The sequence below is a fragment of the Sphingobacterium allocomposti genome (genome assembly GCF_008124885.1).
Classification (GTDB): domain Bacteria; phylum Bacteroidota; class Bacteroidia; order Sphingobacteriales; family Sphingobacteriaceae; genus Sphingobacterium; species Sphingobacterium allocomposti.
On the sequence record NZ_VNHX01000007.1, the window covers coordinates 132,455 to 154,022 of the forward strand.

13 protein-coding genes are annotated in these 21,568 nt (G+C 44.4%); 1 reads left to right on the top strand and 12 read right to left on the bottom strand.

Annotated elements, in window-relative coordinates; all coding sequences use genetic code 11:
- Positions 1 to 42: 42 nt before the first annotated feature.
- Genes BC792_RS07320 through BC792_RS07345 form a run of 6 tightly spaced genes read right to left on the bottom strand, consistent with a single transcriptional unit; the run spans position 43 to position 9,943 of the window.
- Entirely contained in the window at positions 43 to 1,638 is a 1,596-nt protein-coding gene (locus BC792_RS07320) for a glycoside hydrolase family 32 protein (RefSeq protein WP_148908341.1), read from the bottom strand.
- Between the two features lie 4 nt (positions 1,639 to 1,642).
- The gene (locus BC792_RS07325; RefSeq protein ID WP_148908342.1) at positions 1,643 to 2,752 is read right to left on the bottom strand and encodes a hypothetical protein; all 1,110 of its coding nucleotides are present in this window, start codon (positions 2,750 to 2,752) and stop codon (positions 1,643 to 1,645) included.
- Positions 2,753 to 2,778: 26 nt separating this feature from the next.
- Positions 2,779 to 4,461, bottom strand: a complete 1,683-nt coding sequence (locus tag BC792_RS07330) for a RagB/SusD family nutrient uptake outer membrane protein (protein ID WP_246154890.1) — start codon at positions 4,459 to 4,461, stop codon at positions 2,779 to 2,781.
- Positions 4,462 to 4,495: 34 nt separating this feature from the next.
- Complete coding sequence (locus tag BC792_RS07335; RefSeq protein ID WP_148908343.1) at positions 4,496 to 7,621, bottom strand: SusC/RagA family TonB-linked outer membrane protein; 3,126 nt, start codon at positions 7,619 to 7,621, stop codon at positions 4,496 to 4,498.
- Positions 7,622 to 7,661: 40 nt separating this feature from the next.
- Complete coding sequence (locus tag BC792_RS07340; RefSeq protein ID WP_148908344.1) at positions 7,662 to 8,603, bottom strand: carbohydrate kinase family protein; 942 nt, start codon at positions 8,601 to 8,603, stop codon at positions 7,662 to 7,664.
- 11 nt (positions 8,604 to 8,614) lie between these two features.
- Complete coding sequence (locus BC792_RS07345; protein ID WP_148908345.1) at positions 8,615 to 9,943, bottom strand: sugar porter family MFS transporter; 1,329 nt, start codon at positions 9,941 to 9,943, stop codon at positions 8,615 to 8,617.
- Positions 9,944 to 10,239: 296 nt separating this feature from the next.
- On the opposite strand from BC792_RS07345, the gene BC792_RS07350 reads away from it, so the two are divergent.
- On the top strand, positions 10,240 to 12,990 hold the full coding sequence (locus BC792_RS07350) for a substrate-binding domain-containing protein (RefSeq protein ID WP_148908346.1): 2,751 nt from the start codon (positions 10,240 to 10,242) through the stop codon (positions 12,988 to 12,990).
- Between the two features lie 440 nt (positions 12,991 to 13,430).
- On the opposite strand, the gene BC792_RS07355 is transcribed toward BC792_RS07350, so the two are convergent.
- From BC792_RS07355 to BC792_RS07380, 6 genes are all read right to left on the bottom strand, one after another.
- Positions 13,431 to 14,060 carry an FMN-dependent NADH-azoreductase gene (locus BC792_RS07355; RefSeq protein ID WP_148908347.1) on the bottom strand — a complete coding sequence of 210 codons (630 nt, stop codon included), beginning with the start codon at positions 14,058 to 14,060 and terminating at the stop codon, positions 13,431 to 13,433.
- 62 nt (positions 14,061 to 14,122) lie between these two features.
- Positions 14,123 to 14,689, bottom strand: a complete 567-nt coding sequence (locus tag BC792_RS07360; protein WP_211357490.1) for a Crp/Fnr family transcriptional regulator — start codon at positions 14,687 to 14,689, stop codon at positions 14,123 to 14,125.
- A 284-nt stretch (positions 14,690 to 14,973) separates the two neighbouring features.
- On the bottom strand, positions 14,974 to 15,828 hold the full coding sequence (locus BC792_RS07365) for an endonuclease/exonuclease/phosphatase family protein (protein WP_148908349.1): 855 nt from the start codon (positions 15,826 to 15,828) through the stop codon (positions 14,974 to 14,976).
- Between the two features lie 17 nt (positions 15,829 to 15,845).
- On the bottom strand, positions 15,846 to 16,724 hold the full coding sequence (locus tag BC792_RS07370) for an endonuclease/exonuclease/phosphatase family protein (protein WP_148908350.1): 879 nt from the start codon (positions 16,722 to 16,724) through the stop codon (positions 15,846 to 15,848).
- A gap of 32 nt (positions 16,725 to 16,756) precedes the next feature.
- Complete coding sequence (locus BC792_RS07375) at positions 16,757 to 18,355, bottom strand: RagB/SusD family nutrient uptake outer membrane protein (RefSeq protein ID WP_148908351.1); 1,599 nt, start codon at positions 18,353 to 18,355, stop codon at positions 16,757 to 16,759.
- A 4-nt stretch (positions 18,356 to 18,359) separates the two neighbouring features.
- Positions 18,360 to 21,548, bottom strand: a complete 3,189-nt coding sequence (locus BC792_RS07380; RefSeq protein WP_170249987.1) for a TonB-dependent receptor — start codon at positions 21,546 to 21,548, stop codon at positions 18,360 to 18,362.
- Between the last annotated feature and the right edge of the window lie 20 nt (positions 21,549 to 21,568).

Sequence of the window (21,568 nt, forward strand, 5' to 3'; positions counted from 1 at the left end):
TATTCCTTTAATAATTTGTTTATAAAAGTAGTTCATTAAACATTAGGATTTTATTACGGCCATTCCCGATATTCTTATTGTTCCGTGATCGGAAAAAATAGCCCAAGGATTTTCATTCATTTTGTAAATACGATTAGTAAATGCAACGTTGTTATTTACGTAGACCACACAAACCGAGTTTTCGATGACGATCTTGATATCAAACACTCTGTTTGCAGGAACAACGAGCGGTGTAAAGTTGAGTTCTTTCTTCGTTACAGCATTCCTGTTTTCCTGATGCATAAATAGAGAAGGCATCCCCCAACGATTGGATGAAGTCAAGTCAAAAGATACACTATAAACCTCTGACAGATCATCACACGCCCCGAATGAAAAACCAAAACGTTCCGATTGTGACGCATCTATTTTCATCGAAATCTTTACCGGTTCCCTATTTCGATTGAATAACACATAACTCCGATTAGAAGACGAGGTACTGATTGTAAAAGTATTCGCATCGTTTGAAACATTGCCTTCTGATTTTATCTGGGCAAAAGCCACTTCTGTATTAAACTTTGCATCCACGGCATCGGGAATAGCTGGATACAGCTTACCGCTCGGCTGTTTTATCAATTTATGCGATATCAATGATCCAGACCAGTGCAACTCGTTATTGCTATTTACCGTCTGTCCGGTAGAACACCATCCCGATAGGTAACGTGTAGTGCCGTTACTCGCCGTCTTTCCGGCATATAGGTATAACCCATCAAACGTCTCGTGATGTCCATCCGCATCACGACAAATCCTCCACGGACCATCGGGCGAATCCGAAATCCGATAAAAGGTTTTACGATGCTCATCACGATTAACACGGGAAAACGTTAGGTACCATTGGTTATCCATTTTAAATATATCCGGGCATTCCAATATTTCCGAATCCGTTTCTATTTCGTGCTTTCCGGGATGGTCAGACGTTGTTGCTACTAAAGGCTCGATGAGTGACCAGTTGCTCAAGTCCGGAGATGTAAAACGTGCAAGTGTCCCTTTACCATCTTTACGGGTCGTAACCAGCATCACATAGCTATTACGCGTTTCGTCCCAATAAACATGGGGATCTCGGAAGTTATTTTGATCATATCCGCCCGGTGCTTGGAAGGCTGCTCCCGGTTGTTTCGTCCAATTTAGCATATCCGATGACGTAGCCATCATCACTTTTTCAGCTGGATTCAGATGGGCATTATGCCCGGTATAAAAGCTATAGTACGTATTATCTTTTTTTATAAAACTTCCCGTGCCTATCCACTCTTCTTGACTTCCTATCGCTCCAGAAGGTATGATTTCTGTAAAACCTTCAAAAGATGCAAAATCAGCAGATCTTGTCAGATAAATAGGATGATGATTTGCATTTTCATACAGATAGAACAAGTAAAATCTATTGTCATCCGCATTGAAATAAGGCATCGGATCACCCACAAAGCCCTGTTGTGGTTTATAAAACAGCTGATATCCGCCGGCTTCTTGCTTGTTACTGCATGTTATAGACATATCAACCGTGGGGTCGGGTTCTGGATCGGTCGGAGCAGGTATCTCATTGTTTTTGCACCCTGTCAGCAGGTGTACATAGAATAAAAATGGAAATAGGCCTATCATTGCTTTCATATCGTTATTCTTTAGGAAATGCTTTCAATTCGTCCCAATACATCCGCTGTGTTTCGAAAGCTAGAGGCGAGCCGTTAGGGTGCTCATGCGGCATCACCAGGATATTATTAATGATCGCTGTGCGATTCGCAGGAATTTCAAATATCAACTCCTGCCATTCACCGAGATGATCTTCGGAATACCATGCTCTTAACCAATCCTTATTGTTTTCGCCATCAGATTGTATTTCAAGCTGCACATCTCCAGCCACCTGTTTAAGCACCATAATGGAGAAACGGTTGTATTCGGCAGGATCGATGTTTACTTTGTTCTCGTTCCAAAGTGCTCCTCCATGCCATCCTTCTCCTGTAACTGCATTTCGCACCATGGAAACACATAAAGGTGAAGCATTGATTCCATCGGTTTTAGGGTTGTTACTTTGGTTTTCAACCGCCGTTCCCAAATCCGCCCATTGGGGGGCAATGTTTTCACCGTTGAAGATGATCAACGGCTGCTTCGGCTCATCTCCTATTATTGCCGTGGCTGTATAGCTGAACGTTTCTCCCATATACGACAACGTATAGGTTACCGGCGAACTGAAATCAACATAGTTTCCTTGTGCCGGAGATATTTCTGCCCCGTCGGTGTATTCTACCATCGGGCTAAGCTGGGTCAGATCGGTACCCTCGGGTAAATAAATGACAATACTGTTATCATTTTGGTTGATCATACCGGTACGGTTCCCGATACGAAAAGCTGTTATTTCGGCTTTGATTTCCTTAACTATTACGCGATACGTCTGGAATACATTTCCATTATACACACGGTATATTACTGGCGAACTAGCAGAAAACTGGAAATTCTGCGCAACTCCGGAAGCTGGCTTTATTGCTGCATTGGCAGGCAAATCGATAACAGGTGCGACAGCGGATAAATCGGTACCCGCTGGAACTAGAACCGTGATTGTTCCGGTTTCGTTATCTACGACGCCATTAACATGGGCTACTTTAAACGCCAGCACATGGACATCAGCATTCAAATCCAGCGAATCGGCTACTTCTTGCTTGCAGGCATTAAAAAGCCCGCCGAGTAGTAGAACCAGTCCTATATTGATGATTATTTTTAAAGTGTTCATACGATTTTATTTTCCAAACCCTCTTTTTAATATCCAGGATTCTGTTGGTACAGATACTTACTTAACCTAATCTGTGCTTCGGGAATAGGCAGGTACTCGTGCTTATTCGCTGCAAACTGTGCGGAAGCATAATAAGACCGTCGCGACCGTTCCGCATTGTAATAAGCGTTCATAGTCTGCTCGGCTACGCCCCAACGCACCAAATCAAAAAAACGTTCGTTTTCCATAGCCAATTCCAGCCGTCTCTCCCATCGTAGTGCTTCCCGGGCGACTGATTCACTCCAGTTAATATTCACACCGTCTCTATAAGTCTCAATAAGTGTCTTGTCGCTGGTGTAACCTGTGAACTGCATGCTACTTTTTGCACGGGCGCGTATCTCATTGATTAAAGGCAAAGCTTCTTGAGGACGATGTAGTTCGATAAGTGCCTCAGCCCGCATCAATAAGACATCAGCGAAACGAATCAGAATCCGATTTTTGGTATTGGCATAGAAAGGAACCATCGGTACAAAACAATCGCAGTCGGGGTCTACATTTTCTTTTAACGAAGCGTATACAGAATAATCTGCCGGGTTACGATTCCAACTTTCTTCATACAAACGGTCTGTATTGTATTTATAAGGTAAACCCGGGATGGCTACCGTATGGAAAAGTCTTGGATCGTATTTTTCTGTGTTACTGTAGTTATCCAATGTATTGTAATTTTCTATCGGTAACCCATTGCCCGTTGTACGGAAAGCGTTGACCAAACTCTGGCTTGGTTTTTTAAAATCACAACAACCTAACCCCATCGGTACCGAAAGGACATCCGACAGGTTTACCCGTCCGAATTTCGTTCCATCGTCCTTCGAATATTGTACGGAAAATATAGCTTCTTTACCATTTTCATAACTACCGGGTAAAAAATTGAAGGCAAAATCGGCTTCCAGGCTGTAGTCCGAAGATAACACGATCTGTGTGTTTTGCAACACTTTTTCCAAGTCTGCCGCATCAATTCCTGTGACGGTATTTCGCTCCGGATCACCTTGCCTATATGCTTTATACAAATAAGCTTTTGCTAGGTATGCAGCAGCAGCCGTCTGATTAGCCCTCCCGATCTCCGTTTGTGTCGGAGGTAAATGATCTACAGCATATTGAAAGTCATCAACGATTTTCTGCCAAAGCTCATCGTTCGACAGTTCCCGATTGGACACGGTCTCATAACTGTCGATCGGTGTATTTTCGTCTATATAGGGTACATATTTGAACAGGATTTTAAGCATAAAGTAAAAATGTCCCCGCAAAAAACGAGCTTCTGCTAGTTTTACTTCTTTACCCTCAAAGTCACCAGCTTCGTGTATCGTACGGATTGTCGTATTCGCACGGGAGATGGAAAGGTAACATTGAAACCATAGACGGTCTACCTCACCAAAATTGGTCATGATATTATTGGATACTTCCAAGAAATGAAAAACCTGTATATCCTGCGGACCAGAGCCACCTTTATAGGCGTCATCCGAGCGAACCGTACCATAAGGCCATAAGCTAAAAGGTACATCGTAGTGATCGTTTCCCAAAGCCGAGTAGGTTGCAGTAAGTAGCCTATCCACGTCATTTACCTGATCTGAACTCAGCACCCCATTGGGTGTTTCGTCCAGGAAATCGGCGCAACCGGCTAACAAACCAGTGGCAAAAACCATCGTAACTATTTTATTAAATGCTCTTTTCATGGTGTAATAATGATTAACGTTTGTCTTCTAATGATTAAAATATGACATTCAATCCTGCCGTCCAGGTTGTTGGAATAGGGTAACCCCATCCCACATTTTCAGGGTCTACCCCTGTAAATGCCTTTGACTTTACCGTGAATAGATTTTGTCCGGTCACATAGAAACGCAGACGGCTCATGCGCAATTGCGAAACCATATCTGTAGGAAGCGTATACCCAAGCGACAAATTGCGTAATTTTAAATATGAACCATTTTCTATATAATAGGTAGAAAGACGGCCTTCGTCATTGTTATTGGTTGTTTGTAACGCCGGAATATCGGAACCGCTGTTTTGCGGTGTCCAAGCATTCAACAAGCGTCTTCCTTTATTTGAATTTACATCGTCTACACTCCAGAAATCCGTCTGCTTTTTTAACCAGTTTTCGACATCAATACCTTGTACGCCTTGAAAATAAGCGGAGAGATCAAATCCTTTATATTTGAGTGTTGCATTCAAGCTGTACGAAAAATCAGGGTGTGGATTGCCAATCCAGGTCCGGTCAAGATCGGTAATTTCGTTGTCGGCATCATAAACATTCACATAACGTAAACGTCCGATACCTTTACCTGTCTGGTTAACATGTGCATTCACTTCATCTTGGTTTTGAAAAATACCATCTGTTACGAATCCGTAGAACGATCCCAATGGACGGCCAATAATGTTATCGCCTTGACGGCCACCATATGAGTTTTCCACCGCTTCCGGCAAATGCGTTATCTTATTTTTATAAGCAGAAATAACCCCCGTTAATTCATAGTCCAGGCCAAAAGCCGTCTTGTTACGATAACCAGTGGTCACATCAATACCTTTGTTCTCCATGGAAGCACCATTTGCCCAACGATAGCCGCCTTCACCCACCACACCGATGTAAGCAGGATTAATCAACATATCCTTGGTGGCTTTCACGTACCAATCAACCGAGCCGAACAAGTTCTGTCCGAAAAGTGAAAAATCGAGACCGATATTGGTTTGTGTTGTTGTCTCCCATTTCAAATCATCGTTTTGGGTCTGGATCTTGCGATATCCCGATGGTAAAATCCCCGATCCGTTTCCTGCCAAGTCATAAGCTGTTCCATTTACGATATCCCAGGTCGGGTCGGCGACACCATATTCCGGTACAAAGAGTGCATAGGTCGCTAAGTTATCGATACCTTGATTTCCGGTCTGACCCCAACCTACCCGTAGCTTTACGTCAGAAATAAAGCTTTTAGTGCTTTCCATAAAACGCTCTTCTGAAATACGCCAACCTGCTGTTACCGCAGGAAAGGTTGCAAAACGATTGTTTTTTCCGAAGCGTGAAGACCCGTCGTGTCTAACAGTAAAAGAAGCTAGGTAACGATCATCAAATACGTAGTTTACTTTTCCGAAATAAGAAAGCAAAGAAAAACCTGTCGAACCGCCACCTACTGCAGCTGTTCCGGTACTGACGCCTGGCCACATATATTCCGGTGTTTCAATAACGAAAGCGCCTTCTCCGGCGGTATATGCATTAAAGGATAGGTCCCGTTGCCTATTCATCTCCATACCACCTAATATATCGAAAACATGCTTCTCTATTGTTTTTCTATAATTCGCGGTATTTGACCAAGTCCATTTCATCCCATGGCTTTGTTCCATGTTGACGCCCGTTCTATTATTGTTCAAAAAACCGGATTGATAGGAAACTTCCATGTGACGTTTATAAAAATTGCCATAGTCAACACCATAACTGGTTCTTACATGCAAGTCCTTGATAATCTCTAAATTTGCATAGACATTTCCGAAAAGCCGCCAATAATTGTAGGCATTATTCCGATTGTCGTAAAGCAATCGCATAGGATTATGTCGGTCATTCATCCCTTGAGAAGGGCCTCCCCAACCGATACCATCCACGGTATGCACCGGAATAACGGGCAACGCTTTTAATGAAAGATCCAGTACGTCCCCCGGCGCCTGAACTTCTCCCGTATTATTCACCGTGAAGTTTTCTCCTACAACCAGTTTCCCATCAAAAAACTTATAGTCGGTATTCAAACGAGCCGATATACGTTTAAAATTCGTATGCTTCAGCGTTCCGTTATTATGAAAATACCCCAACGAGAAAAATGAACTGCTTTTGTCGGTTGCTGAACTAAATGAAGCATTATACGATTGAATCAACCCCGGTTTAGACACCTCATCAAACCAATCCGTATCCGAGGCGCGCATCGTCTGTCTGCTGTCCAGAAATTGAGATACATAAATATGATCCAGCTGCGGCTGACCGTCGGCATTGTTACTCCAATCAAACTGATAACCGATATTATTGCTATTCGGATTGGCTCCGCTATTCATCATGGCCTGCCACATCGCTTGTCCGTATTCCTGTGCATTGAGCACTTCCATCCGGTTGTTAAAAAAGGTGCTTGTCGCATAGGCATCAAAAGTGAGCTTCGGATCGCCTGATTTTCCTCGCTTGGTCGTGATAACAATAACACCGTTTGCTGCCCGTGAACCATAAATGCTTGCAGAAGAGGCATCCTTCAATACCTGTATACTCTCGATATCGTTCGAATTCAACTCATGCATTCCTCCCTGAGTAGGCACACCATCAATAACGTATAATGGGTCTTGGCTGCTATTTAAGGAGCTGATCCCACGCATCCGTACCGTAGCCGCGCCGCTGGGGTTACCATCTGCCGTTACGGTCATGCCCGGAACACGTCCTTGTAAAGCTTTAATTGGATTGTTTTCGGGCGCTTTCATCATTTCCGTCACATTTACGACGGAAACCGCGCCGGTCAAATCCTTCTTGCGCTCGGTTTGGTAGCCCGTAACTATCACTTCCTCCAGCGCCTGTTCAATACTGGTCAGACGAATTACCAGAAATCTTGCGGTTCCTGTGGCTACGGTTTGCGGTTCGTATCCTACATAGGATATCTCGAGAGAAACATTACCGTTTGGTAGCGACAACGTAAATTCTCCTTTTTCATTCGTCTGTGTGGTCTGCTGCGTTTCCCTGACCACTAAAGATGCGCCCACTATGGGCACGTCTGTACTGCTGTCTGTTACCCTCCCTTGAAGCGTTACCTGCTGTGCAAACCCGGTAACCGAAAAAAGAACTACATACAAAAGCAGGATTGCTCTCTTTTTTGTAAACATATAATTGGTTGCTTGTTAATGAATAAAAAATTTAAGTTTATTAATATTTGGTATTGTCTAAAGAATTTAACCATACAAACCTATTGATCGTAACCTCGTCGTAACTCGGACATGCCCCCGTGCTTTGCGTAACAAAGGCGCTTAGCGTTGTGGCAAATTCCAACATTTCCTCAGGTGTTTTCTGATGGTCCTGACGGCAGCGCTGCGATAGAAAAGCGGCCAGAAAAGAGTCTCCGCTGCCAATAGTATCTTTCACCTCCACCTTCAAGGCGGGGAAATGGTAAGAGAATTTTCCTAACCAAGAATGATAGATAGCACCTTTCGCCCCATAGGTTATGATAAGTTCATTAATATTAAAGGTAGTCATGACGGCTTCGGCTTTTGCAGTATCAGTGTCCGCATCCGATAATCCCATCCAAGCAGCTACAAAACCCAGTTCCTCTTCATTCATCTTCACCAAATCAGCATATCCGAGCAACTCAAAGATGCGCTCTTTCGTATAATGAGGAGCACGCAGATTAAGATCGAATACTTTATAATTCGCCACTTTTATTAGCATTTGAAGCGTTTGATAACTGGCATGATGACGCGTGGACAAACTACCGAATACAAAAAAATCGGCTTTATTCACAGTTTCTATTTCTTTTTCTCCTAACGCAATATAATCCCACGCAACAGGGAACACAATTTCGTAACGTACATCTTTGTTTTCGTCGATATCAACTTCTACTGTAGATGTTGGATATTTGCTATCTTTTTGGAAAAGCGTTAAAGGAATAGCCAATTCCGCACATAGCCTTATAATATCTTCTCCGTCAGCATCCCGACCTACACGTGTAAGCATGTCAGTATGGATACCCAACTTGTTTAAATGATATGCTACATTAAGCGGCGCTCCACCTAATTTCCGTCCGGTAGGCAGGTTATCCCAAAGTATTTCACCGAAACACACACCTTTGCTATTTGATATTTCTCTCTTCATGTTTTTTTCAATTAGTGTAAAGGTCTCGCATCCCCCATATCCTCGAGCGACTTCCCTTTGGTTTCCGGCATCAATTTCCACACATACAGCAACTGTAGTAGCATACATCCTGCGAAGATCAAGAATGTATATCCCCCTCCTAATAATTCGGTAAGTGCAGGAAAACAAAAAGTAATGATCGCTGCCATTACCCAGTGGGTTAAACTGCCAAGAGTTTGCCCCTTTGCTCGAACTTCATTCGGAAAAATCTCCGAGATAAACACCCAAATAACTGCTCCTTGTGAGAAGGCGAAAAAGGCAATAAAAAATAGGAGATAAAGGGTCACTGCGATACCTTCTGTGTGACCGGAAAAAAAGGCATACGATACCAGCGATAGCGACGCGATCATTCCGATGGAACCAATAAACATCAGTTTACGCCGACCGACCTTATCGATAAAGTTGATGGCAATCAACGTAAAGATAAAGTTAACCAAGCCTATACCGACCGTAGATAACAACGAGCTCTGTGTCCCTAATCCCGCCATCTCAAATACACGAGGCGCATAATAAATAATCGCATTGATGCCCGATACCTGATTGAATACGGCGAATAGAATCGCTAATATTACCGGAAAACGATTAGCTTTCGAAAACAAACGGGCTTCTCCTTTACTTTGGCTCTCTTGCTGACTTTTCAATATTAATTCGATATCGTTGTCTGCCTGCTCTCCGCTGACCGTCTTCATAATAAGCATAGCTTCTTCTTTTTTCCCGCGATGTAATAAAAGCCAACGTGGACTTTCCGGCACAAAAAAGATCAAGATAAAGAAAATAAGGGAGGGAAAGGCTTGTACACCAAGCATCCAGCGCCACGACTCTTCCCCTCCTTGCCCTATAAAATAGTTGGACAGATATGCTATCAATATTCCTAACACCACGTTGAACTGAAATAGTCCTACCAACTTCCCTCGCGATTTGGCTGGAGAAATCTCTGATATGTATATAGGAGCAGTTACGGACGATACGCCTACCCCAATACCGCCTAAAAAACGAAACAGGATAAAAGTGTGCCAATCTTGTGCTAATGCGGTCCCAATCGCTGAGAAAAAATAAAGCGCTGCTACCAAGAACAAGGTGGTTTTACGACCCAATTTATCGGAAGGATAAGCGCCCATTGCTGCACCGGCAACCGTACCGATTAACGCTATCGCCATAGTCAGCCCGTGTTGAAATTCGCTGAGCGACCAGAATAGCTGAACGGCTTTTTCTGCACCCGAGATAACGGCCGTATCAAAGCCAAATAAAAATCCGCCCAACGCCACGACGAATGACCAGGCCAAAACTGTGTTTTTGTTCATGTTACTTTATTTACAACTGATTAATCCAAAATTAACATGGACTTTATCTATGCGTAAATAATGGGCGATTTTATTATATCAAATTTGTAACCATCACAAACATTACACAAAACACTGTGTATCAATACATTTACAAGAATCCAGATATTTAGATATATGAATTTTGTATCATTTCTTTAGATTATGTTACCTATCCGGATCATTAGCAAAAAGTGTATTATAGACACTAAGCTGTATTCTTTTGTTAAGAAAAAACAATTTCATGTATATTGTCATTAAAATTCAAAAACACGAGGATGTCAAAGTTTTACGTTTTTTTTGCTTTCATGATGCTTTTATGCTGCCATTCTTGCCAACCGACTGGAAATAATACGCAGTTTACCATCGCTTTTTCACAGTGTATCGGTGATGACGCTTGGCGGGAAACCATGTTGGATGAAATGAGAAGGGAACTGTCTTTTTATCCAGACATCGAATTTGTCTACCGCGATGCCGGAGGAGATAACCAAAAGCAGATACAGCAAATCAAAGAGCTACTTGAACAAAACATCGATCTGCTCATTGTTTCGCCCAATGAAGCCGAACCTTTGACGCCTATTGTCGATTCCGTTTTTCACAAAAATATTCCGGTCATTGTGACCGACCGCAAAACTTCTTCAGGTTTATATAACGCTTATGTTGGGGCGGACAACCTTGCGATTGGTAAACTAGCTGGACAGTTTATTGTGCACGCACTCAACGGACAGGGACAAATAGGTATCGTCACCGGTCTGAAAGGCACATCGGCATCTATCGAACGGAAGAAAGGATTACTCGATGCGTTAGATAGTGCAGGTACGGTTCATTTGGGGGTTGAAATACAAAGCGACTGGGAAAGGAACACTGCCTATGCACAAGCTAAACAGCATATTGAACAGCTTCTTGAGCAAGACATCATTCTGGCGTTTAATGACCAGATGGCTTTTGGTGTCATCCAAGCACTCCAAGAAGCGGGGGAAAGCCATAAGAAGGTTATCGGTATCGATGCACTTCCCGGCGAGGGCAATGGATTGTCTGAAATTGTCAACGGAACACTATTCGCCTCCATGCTCTATCCCACCGGCGGCACGGAGGCTATTCGCACCGCAATGGCTATTTTACAACGTAAACCTTATAAACGGGATAATATTCTGGGAACAATCGTCATCAATCAAGATAACGCCGGACTCATGATGTTGCAATCCAACAAAATACAGGAACAACAGGAAGATATAGACAAGCGGCAAAAGCTTATTGTCGAACAAAATAAAATATACCGTGACCAACAAACGACGTTAAACGTCTTAATAACAAGCTTGGTCCTGGCGGTGGTGTTCGGCGGCATATCAGTTATCGTCATCAAAAGCAATTGGGAGAAAAATAAGCACCTCGAAAAGCAGAATGAAGAGATACTTTCGCAGCAGCAGCAGATTGTTGAGATGAATCATCAAATACAAGCAGCTTCGGAAGCGAAAAGTAGATTCTTTACAAACGTGTCTCATGAATTTAAAGCGCCACTTACACTCATTCTCGCTCCTATGGAGGAATTAGAAAAGGAAAAAAAGCTCTCGGCCGAAGGGCTGGACCACTTGGCGCGCATCAAACGGAATGCGAAAAAGCTTCAGCAGCTTGTTACGGATCTAATCGATATTCACCGTATAGATAAAGAACAAAGACAGCTACAGGCTACATCCGTCCAAATCGATATATTTGTACAGCAGCTGTTGAGCAGTTTTAAGCCTCTGTCACAAAAGAAACGTATCTCGCTAAGTTACATCAGCAAAACGCCCCTTAAAGAATTATGGATAGACGAATATTTGATGGAACAGGCGCTTTCGAATCTCTTGTCAAATGCTTTTAAATTTACGGCGCCTGGAGGAAAAATAAGCGTGATTGTAGAAGAAAATACCTTCGGCGACTATCTACTTATTCGAGTTGTCGATAACGGAAGCGGTATAGCTTCCACAGATATCGATTATATATTCGACAACTTCTATCAAGGTGAGCAGCAGCTTTCTGGTTCAGGAATTGGCCTAGCTTATGTAAAGGAGATTGTAGAGCTTCATCATGGGCAGGTGACAGTCAGTAGCAAGAAAGGAGCCGGCTCTTCTTTTACCTTACGTCTGCCAACGGGACATTCACATTTAACAGCAGACGAAAAGGCAGGATCGTTGAACAAGGCACGCCAAACGGAACGTGAAGAACGCATTCTCACCATAGATACGTTAACGGAGGAAAAACCCTCCTTTTATTCTAGCAAAGCTCCGAATATTCTGATTGTTGACGATCATACGGACCTTCAACTTTTTCTAAAGGACATCCTAGAACACGAGTACAACTTGACATTTGCGAAAAGCTACGCAGACGCTTTCTCAAAAATCGAAAAAAGCTATCCGGATCTAGTCGTGAGCGACATTATGTTGCCCGACGGGAGCGGTCTGGATTTATTAAAAATGGTCAAGAACAGCCCACAGTATGACAAAATACCGGTATTACTGCTGAGTGCGTTGGACACAGAAGAGACCAAAATTGAGGGAATGCGTCTGATGGCTGATGCTTATCTCACCAAGCCCTTTGGCGTCGATCACCTGAAAGCCGTAATAACTAATCTCATTACATCCCGAAGGCGATTGAGAGATCACTATACGAGCATTCTTGAACCGGACGACACGGCATTAAACACAACACAGCGAACTGCACAGGACAGGAGATTTATGCAGAATTTGGATACAATTATCGAAGAGCATCTGGGCAACAAATCGTTCGGCGTAGAAGATATTGCGCGCGCAATGAATATGTCTCGTGTACAGTTGTATCGCAGAACCAAGAATCTTCTAAATAACAGCGTCAACGAGTATCTTCTACAACGCCGCCTAACCAAGTCCAAGCATCTTCTGTTAGACGGACTTGACATTAACGAGGTCGCACAGCAGGTCGGCTTCTCGTCGGGTGCATATTTCGCAGCGGCGTTTAAAAGACAATTTGGTACTACCCCAAGCGCGTTTCGAAAAGGCAAGCTAAAGCAATAGCAAAAAGAGCCAGAGATGTGGCAGGCTATGGATAACACTTCAGACACAGCACTGTTAGCAGCTCATCGCTACCTGTAGCGTTCAACTTAACCATACCGTTATAGAGTAAACTTACTTATAAGCCATGAAGCACATCTATTTACTGCTCGCGTTACCTGTTTTTTCTTCCTGCTCAAAAGACACCGGCCCGGTGGGCGCCAACCATGGCCTGGAAGTTGACGTGAAGTGGAAATCCGTCAGCGCTACGTGCCCGCACCGCTCTAACAACTTATGCAAATCTTATTTAATATCCAAGATCGAATTCGCGGAATAGGCGTGTGACGTCCGGGCCATCGAAGAATAAGACGAAACGAACGCCTTTTGGAATTCAAACAACATTTTACTGATGAGTGAAAAAGTCAAAGGCAATTTGGAGCTCTTCCGCTACCGTACCAGCTTTCTTACCCGCCGATGGAGTTTATTGCCTGAAAAATTTCGTGTTTGGACCTTTCAAATATTTCGCCGCCAAATTCCTCATTGTCCAAAGAAATGGTCGTGACATCGCTTACCCCCATGATGCCGAAAATAAAACGGAGATAGGTTGTCTGAAAGTTCATGTGGGCATTTTTCTCATTTTCCCCGTAACCGGAGTCGCCCCTGCTTGAAAGGATGAATAATTTCTTGTTTTCAAGTAAACCAACATAGTCGCCATCCGGCTTTCCGGACCGGAATTTCCATGTCTCATTGATACGCATCACCTGATCTATATAAGCCTTTAAACCACTTGGTATAGACCAGTTATACATGGGCGTGCCGATGACATAGATATCGTGCTCCTTCAGCTCTTTTATTAACCCGTTGCTGAAGTGCAGCGCTGCCTGTTGTTCTTCGTTTCTGTCCTCCGATTTTATAAAAGCACCTCCAATCCACGTTTCATTGATGGGCGGGATAATATTTAAGCCCACTTCCCTGAACGTAAACTGGTCTGTCGGGTGTCTGCCTGACCAGTTGGCAACAAATAGTTCCGTAAGTTTTCTACTATACGACCGTCCGCTTCGCACACTTGCATTAATTACCAATACCTTTTTCATCTGCTTTAAATTTTGATTAAAGCAAAGCTCCGTCGTATAAAAATGAAAAATATTGATCTAGTTCAATGGAGGTTGTTTTTCCGGCGAATTCTGCTCAGAAACTCAGCGGAGATTCCCAAATAGGAAGCAATAAGGTACTGGGGAATTTTAGCCGCCATTTCCGGATAGGTCCGTACAAAATCGAGGTATCGGTATTCCGCATCGTACACATTGTTGAATACCAATCTCCTTTGTAAAGTACCAAGATAGCCTTCCAGAATAATACGGAAATACCTTTCAAGCTTTGGCATTTGCTCGAGCATCCGTTGGAAGGCGTGAAAGTTGATCTGCAAAAGCTCGGTTCGTTCCAAGGCCTGAATATTATATATGGACGGTTTCTGCTTACGGAAACTATCAATATCGGTTGCCCACCAGTCGTCTATCGCAAAATAAAGAATCTCCTCATCGCCGCTATCCGCATTTATATAGAACGCCTTTAAAGTACCCGAGATGACGTAGTTGTCCGTACGGCATACTTCCCCATTTCTCAGTAGATACTCGCCTTTGCGCAGCGTCTTTGTCGTCCAGAATGTATCGAAAAGGACGACATCTTCCTCGGTAAGCCGGATATGTCGGGAAATGTGCTCCATTAATTTTTGCGTAGCTGCCGTCATTTGCTATCTCCTGTGTATCGGTTGCGGGACCAACTTAACGAAATTAACTTAATTCACCAATATTCGCGTTCCAGCGATCTCCGCACCAGTTGAGGCGCCACCTGTTCACCGTTTCAATAAGCTAAAATATCAACTACAGAATCACGGGCTAAGCCCTTCAAAACAACATCTAATCAGTTGCTCTGGTTAAAAAAAATAAATCCTTGATCCGACATACGTGGACCAAGGATTTTGTTCGGCTCCCGAAAGTTAATTTTTAATTATTTGAACTCGATCTTCGTGATAACCGGAAAATGATCAGAAGGAAATATTCCATCAGTTTCATCCTGTAGTACCGCGTATTCGTTTACCCGAAAGTGGCTACTTGTAAAAACATAATCAATACGACCTTCATAGGCGCGATCGTTATTCATTCCGTTATATGTACCGATCGGTCCTTTGGGAGCAGTTTCACTGATGGCTCGGCTATCGTTGAGGAAGCTTGTCAAGGTAATGATAGGCCTTTCCCCCGGCCGGGCATTCATGTCGCCGGCCATGATCACGGGCTGTCCTTTCGCCATAAATTCTATACGCTCTTTCATGAGCAGCGCAGATTTCTCCCGTGCCTCCACACCTATATGATCGAAATGCGCGTTAAATACAAAAAAGTTACGCCCGGTATTCCGGTCATTAAAGAGTGCCCAGTTACATAGTCTAATTACGGCCGCGTCCCAACCATATGAACTTTTCTCCGGTGTTTCAGACAAATAGAAGCGTCCTTCGCTGCGCACAGCAAATCGCTGTCCATCGTAGAGTATCCTTTTGGATGTCCCTACCATCTGCAGCCCGGTTGCTCTTTGAATATCCGCCGCTTGGTTTGCTTGATCCTCTTGAAGACACAGGATATCAATATCGTGTTCGATAATCTGCTTGATCAGTAAATCCTTGCGTCGAGCCCACTGATAATTTGCCGGTATGGCCTCCGTATCGTGCAGGATGTTATAACTTGCCACAATAAACGCTGGCTCGCCTGGTTCCGAATCGTCATCTTTATTCTCAAGGGTCGCTGGTTCGCCCTTTTGGCAGGAGACAATGCCCACCAAAAGAACGAACCAATAGAGGATAGCGTATCTCATAACAAACGTATATTAGATCAATCTGTAATAATCCTGAACTCCGCGATTGCCGGTCGCCGGCTACTGATAGAGGGACCCAATCGATAATCGACTAATCTTTGTGCATCAATATTCTTATACAAGATATGATCCGCAACAAAGTCTGCTCCGTGCTGATTTACCGTCGCTTCACAAGGGCGGCAACCCGGCGTCATTTCATCTGTCAATACAGAAGGCAGCATATCCGATCCTTCATTCTGAAAAAAGAAATTGCCAGCTACAAAAACAGGAATATCCATGTCTTTAATGAAATTTACGATGGTTTCTGCCTGTAAAGGACGGTTATGATTTCTTCTATTCGCATTGCTCCCATCGTCTAAGTGTACGCCAATAAAGGCTATATCAATGTCTCTGCTGAAACTGACTTTCAGGTATGCCAACGGACGTTCATCCCCGTTTACAGCGGGATCTACGGGCAATTTCATGACGGACGACTCCGCTATCGGCAACTTAGACAACACCGCTAGGCCGAACTGTCCTTCCCGGTAGCTGTCAAGCTGCGGCGCAAATACATACTGCATACCTACATCGGTTGCGATAACTTCCGCCTGATTGATGTTGATGCCCGTACGCGTATTATTTTTATCCACTTCTCTCAGTACCACGAGATCAGCCTGCTCACTGTTAATCAGTTGGGTGATGGCCGAGTAGTCGGCATTTGCATTGTTTATACCAATGGAAATAATTTTGATATTGTTAGGATCTTTCTCTTCTTCTTCTTTATCATCATCAGGATTAGTTGCACCCGGTGTCGGTGGATTTGGATCCACCGGCGCAACATAACTTTCCCAAGGCGCTTTACTGCAAGAAGAAAAGACCATCAGGCAAATAAACAAGAAACTTAGTGAAGTTTTCATGATAGGTATCTTTTAAATATAATTTTCAATAATTAGTAACCAGGATTTTGTTCCATATTCGGGTTCGACAACATTTCCACTTCCGGTATCGGCCACCAAAAGGAGCGCTCGCCATTCGTCGTACGAGTCTCCACTTCGATCCTCCTTCCGGTTTCTGGATCGACGGCGCCATACACCGTACCATTCATTACTTCTTTCCATGTTCCCCATCTTCTGATATCAAAATAGTGAACACCTTCAAAGGCAAGCTCTACAGATCGCTCCTGACGGATAAGTTGGCGCATCTTTTCCTGGGAATTGTATTTATTTAGGGAGATATTCGGCATCCCCGCTCTATTGCGTACCATATTAACATAATAGAGTACATCCGGATGATCCCATTCGCCGAGCTCTACGAGAGCCTCAGCATAGCTTAATAAAACCTCCGCATAACGGATAATCATAAAGTCCAGTATCCTTGTGCTGGCTGTATTCACTTTATCCCGCTCATCGAGATATTTTTTTACCCAGTAGCCAGTAGACGTGGAATATTGGATCCCCAAACGATTGGAGTTAACACCGGAGTTATCAAATGGGTTTAAGGTAGAGCTCATAAAGGTGTCGCCCACCAAAAATACAGACGCTTTCAGTCTAGGGTCGCGCATATCCTTGTGATTAGGATCGCGTCGAAATAGTTCAATAGAATCTGCAGAAAGCTCGTTTAAATTGCGTCCATCCTTGAGCTGATACGTATCGACGATAGCGGCCGTAGGCGACAGGACAGTTTGCCCTCCCTCGCTCGGTATACCAATAGCCGTAAATGCACCAGTACTTCCCTGATCCCGAAAGAAAATCCGTTCTTTGTTTTCTTCGCCGGCGTAACGAAACAGATTCGTATAACTATCGGCTGGATTTGGTGCGCGATACAGCTCATACTCTCCCAATTCTATCACCTTTAATGATGCCTCTCTTGCAGCTTCGTAATCATGGAAAAATAAAGCGAGCCTTGTCATCAGTGCGTAGGCAATCCCGGATGTGATGCGTGTACGGTCAGCGAAATCGTAGCGGGTAGGAAGCTTTTCTGCACAGGCCTTCAGCTCGGACATGGCAAACGCATACACTTCTTCTTCTGTATTCCGCTTCATATAGCTATTCTCCGGACTGAGCGCGGTGGTTACGATCGGCACACCCCCAAATAGCATCAGGAGTTCCATGTGATAATACGCCCTTAGCGCCCTGGCTTCCAAAATAAACCGTTCCCGTTTCCACTCTTCCATATACACACGACCGATATTTTCGAGCAGGCGGTTTGTTCGTCGGATGGTTTTGTAGTTGTCCATATAAATATGGTTGGCTCTGTCCCAGTTCGACGCCTGTATCCCCCTGACGTACGCTTCGTATTCGCCACGCGTATTCTGCCGTGCCACCAGCTGGTCGCTCAGGGCGTCCAGAAACATGATCTGCCGGCCCGACAGACCATGCGGAATGCCGACATAGCACCGATAGAGCCCCAGCTCCGCATCTGCGGCTGTATTCCACCACAGCTCATCGTAGACACTGGTAGGGTGGTCCTGCACCAAAAACTTCTCACAACTAGTTGTTATTAACAAACCAACTGCTAAACATGCTGAATAAATATATCGTTTGTTCATTTTTTTAAAATCTTATACTTGCTCCTACTGAATATGTTGCCATGATACTGTGTTTCCATTGATCGCCCCGGCTTTCGGGATCCACTAATTTCATACTCGTGAAGGTCATGGGGTTTTGGGCGTTCAAAAACACGCGTAATCCAGAAAGCTTAAGTCTGTTGGCCAACTGTTGGTGTAGTGTGTAGCCCAACTGGATGAACTTCACACGCACGTACGCGCCATTCTGGAACCAGAAGTCGGATGCCATACGGTTATCACCCGGGCTATTATTTAAGCGTGGAAAACGCGCATCGGTTCGATCAGGTGTCCAATAGTTATCTGCGTAATAAGTTGTAGGCACGCCACCATCGGCTATCCCATCGAGTGGAAGCGCAAACATTCCCGTCAGCATGGCATCACTCCTGCCGGTACCCTGAAGTAAAAACTCCAAGTCGAAATTTTTGTAATCAAACCTAAAGTTGGAAAAGAAGTTAATGCGGGGCATAGGATCGCCAATGATTGTTTGATCAGCTTCATCAATCAGTCCATCCTGATTGATATCGATGTATTTAATGTCACCAGGGGCTGACAAGTGGCTTCTGACCGGAATCAGTGGGTTGCCGTTGTCGTCGAAGTCGTCTGCCTGCAATAAACCATCCGTTCGGTACCCAAAGAAACTGCCGATACTCGAACCCACTTGGTTGCGGACCGCGCCGCTACCGTCGTAAGGTCCTCCTACAAGACTCAAAATCTCATTCTTGTTGTAAGTAAAACCCGGTCGTACCGAAAAACCAAAGCCGTTATCCAGCTTTTCTGTGTAGGTTAGCGACGCTTCCCATCCCTTATTTTGTACCTCGCCGGCATTAACCGGCACTTTTTCCTGGAAGCCTCCAGTCAAGGGTAATTGTGGCTGCAAAAGCATGCCGTTGGTCCGCTTGTCATAGAAATCGACCGTCAGCTCCAGTTTATTAGATGCAAACAAACCCAAGTCGAACCCGACATTTAGCATATCGACTTTTTCCCAAGAAATATCCGGATTGCCGTGAGTCACTTCCAAAGCGGTGCTTGGATTGATCAACGATTGGTAAAGGTAAGGGTCGATGTTCTCGTTTCCGAGACTACCGTAAGAGGCTCTTAGCTTTAGGTTGTTTACTATGGTAGACTCGTTCAAAAACGCCTCGTTGTGCAAGTTCCATCCTACCGCTACCGAGGGGAAGAAACCATACTTTTTGCCGGGGCCAAAGCGAGAGGATCCATCCATACGAACCGTACCTTCCATCAAAAAGCGATCATCGTACGAGTAATTCAATTTGGTATATGCCGAGCGCAAAGCATATACGGTCCAATCACCCTGATTTCGCTGCTCCTGTGAATAACCCAAAATACCGTACACGCTATGCTTATCGCGGTTAAGCGTATAGTCTGCATTCAGACCCACAAAATAATAGGTCGAACGAGACTGGCTCGCCTCCCGTTGCAGGCCCCATGTCCGCAGCAACACGCCGGTATAATAGTTAAAGTGATTGAAGTTTTCGCGTACATTATGGTGCGCGTCGCTATTCAACCGGAAGCTAAACTGTCCGTTCAGATTTAATCCCGGAAGCACCGTCCATTTCGGGCGGAAGTTGATCAGCGATTCTGTGTACTCATTTTTACGTACTCCGCCTACTTCCGCGTAAGCCAAGGGGTTCACAATATCTGCAAACTGTCCATAAAATCGTCGTCCGTCCCGATCGGGATAGCGTGGCAATACATTCGGCGCTACACGATACAAATCCTCCAAAAAGCGAAACGTACCGCCTGATGTCACCCGATTTGCGAGTTCCCGATTCCGTTTGATGGCCGTAAAATCTAAATTGACCAAAAAATTGTCAGCCAGGGTGACTGTCGTATTTGCCCGGATATTAAAGCGCTTGAGATTCGAATTCGGAAGCATACTGCCCTGATCCATATAGTTTCCTGTCACCGCGAAGCGCGCCAGGCTGTTACCGCCACTCACAGAAAGGCTGTGGCTCGAAATCGGCGCCATCTTATCCAGCATCAGGTCGACCCAATTCGTATTGGGGTACAAGAGCGGGTCTGTTCCCTTACGCGTCTCCTCAATAGTAAGATCGGTATGTGGGGGAAGTTTCCCCGCCGCAACGTGCGCTTCGTTATCCATCTCCATATATCGGACCGCATCTACCGTTTGGGGCAATGCTGTAGGTGTCTGATAGCCGTAATAACCGTCGTAATTCACTCGCATTTTGCCGGGTACCCCCCTCTTAGTTGTAACGACAATCACACCATTTGCGGCACGCGACCCATAGATAGAAGCTGCGGCGGCGTCTTTCAGTATCGTAACACTCTCGACGGTAACCGGATCGATATGGTTCATATCCATGGGCACCCCATCTACCAAAACTAGAGGGTTCGCACTATTTAATGTGGTTATACCGCGAATATACACCGTCGCGGCGTCACCTCCTGGTAAACCCGAGCCTTGGTTGACTTGAATACCAGTTACTCCTCCCTGCAATGCCTGTGAAAGGTTCGTGATAGGCTTCCCAGCAACATTACTTGCTATAGGCAGGGTCGACAACGAACTGGCAATGTGCTTTTTCTGTTGTTCGTTCATCCCCACAACGACGACTTCTTCCAGAGCAGCGACATCACTCTCCAAAGCAACCGGTAAGCTTCTCTCGTTCTTCGTAACCCGGAACTCTTTGGAAAAAAAACCAACCATTGAAAAAACAAGTATATCACCTTTTTTTGCACTTACAGAGAAAAACCCCGATTCATCCGTTATAACACTTTTAGAAGTTCCTTTTACATGTATGCTTACACCAGCTAGGGGTACCGGTGGCTCCTGGGTGTCATATACCACACCATTGATCGTTACTGTTTCCTGCTGGGTGTTAACGGATACCCTCTTGTTTTTCTCTCTGTTCTTTTCGAGGATAATCGTTTTCCCTTTCACGGTATAACTCAATCCCAAGTCTTTGGAGATATCATTCAAGGCAGTAGAAAGGGGAACATCTTTTAGGTTCACCGCTAGCGGGGTGCGCTTTACCAGATTTTCATTGTAGATGAAATAATATCCTGTTTGGTTGTGTAGCTCCTTAAAAATCTCTTTAAGGCTACTGTTTCGAGTTTGCAACGTAACATGTTGAGCCATGGTATTCGCGCTGAGATGCACGTTACATAGCAATAATAAAATACCAATAAATTTCATAATGAAGAATATTCGTCGGA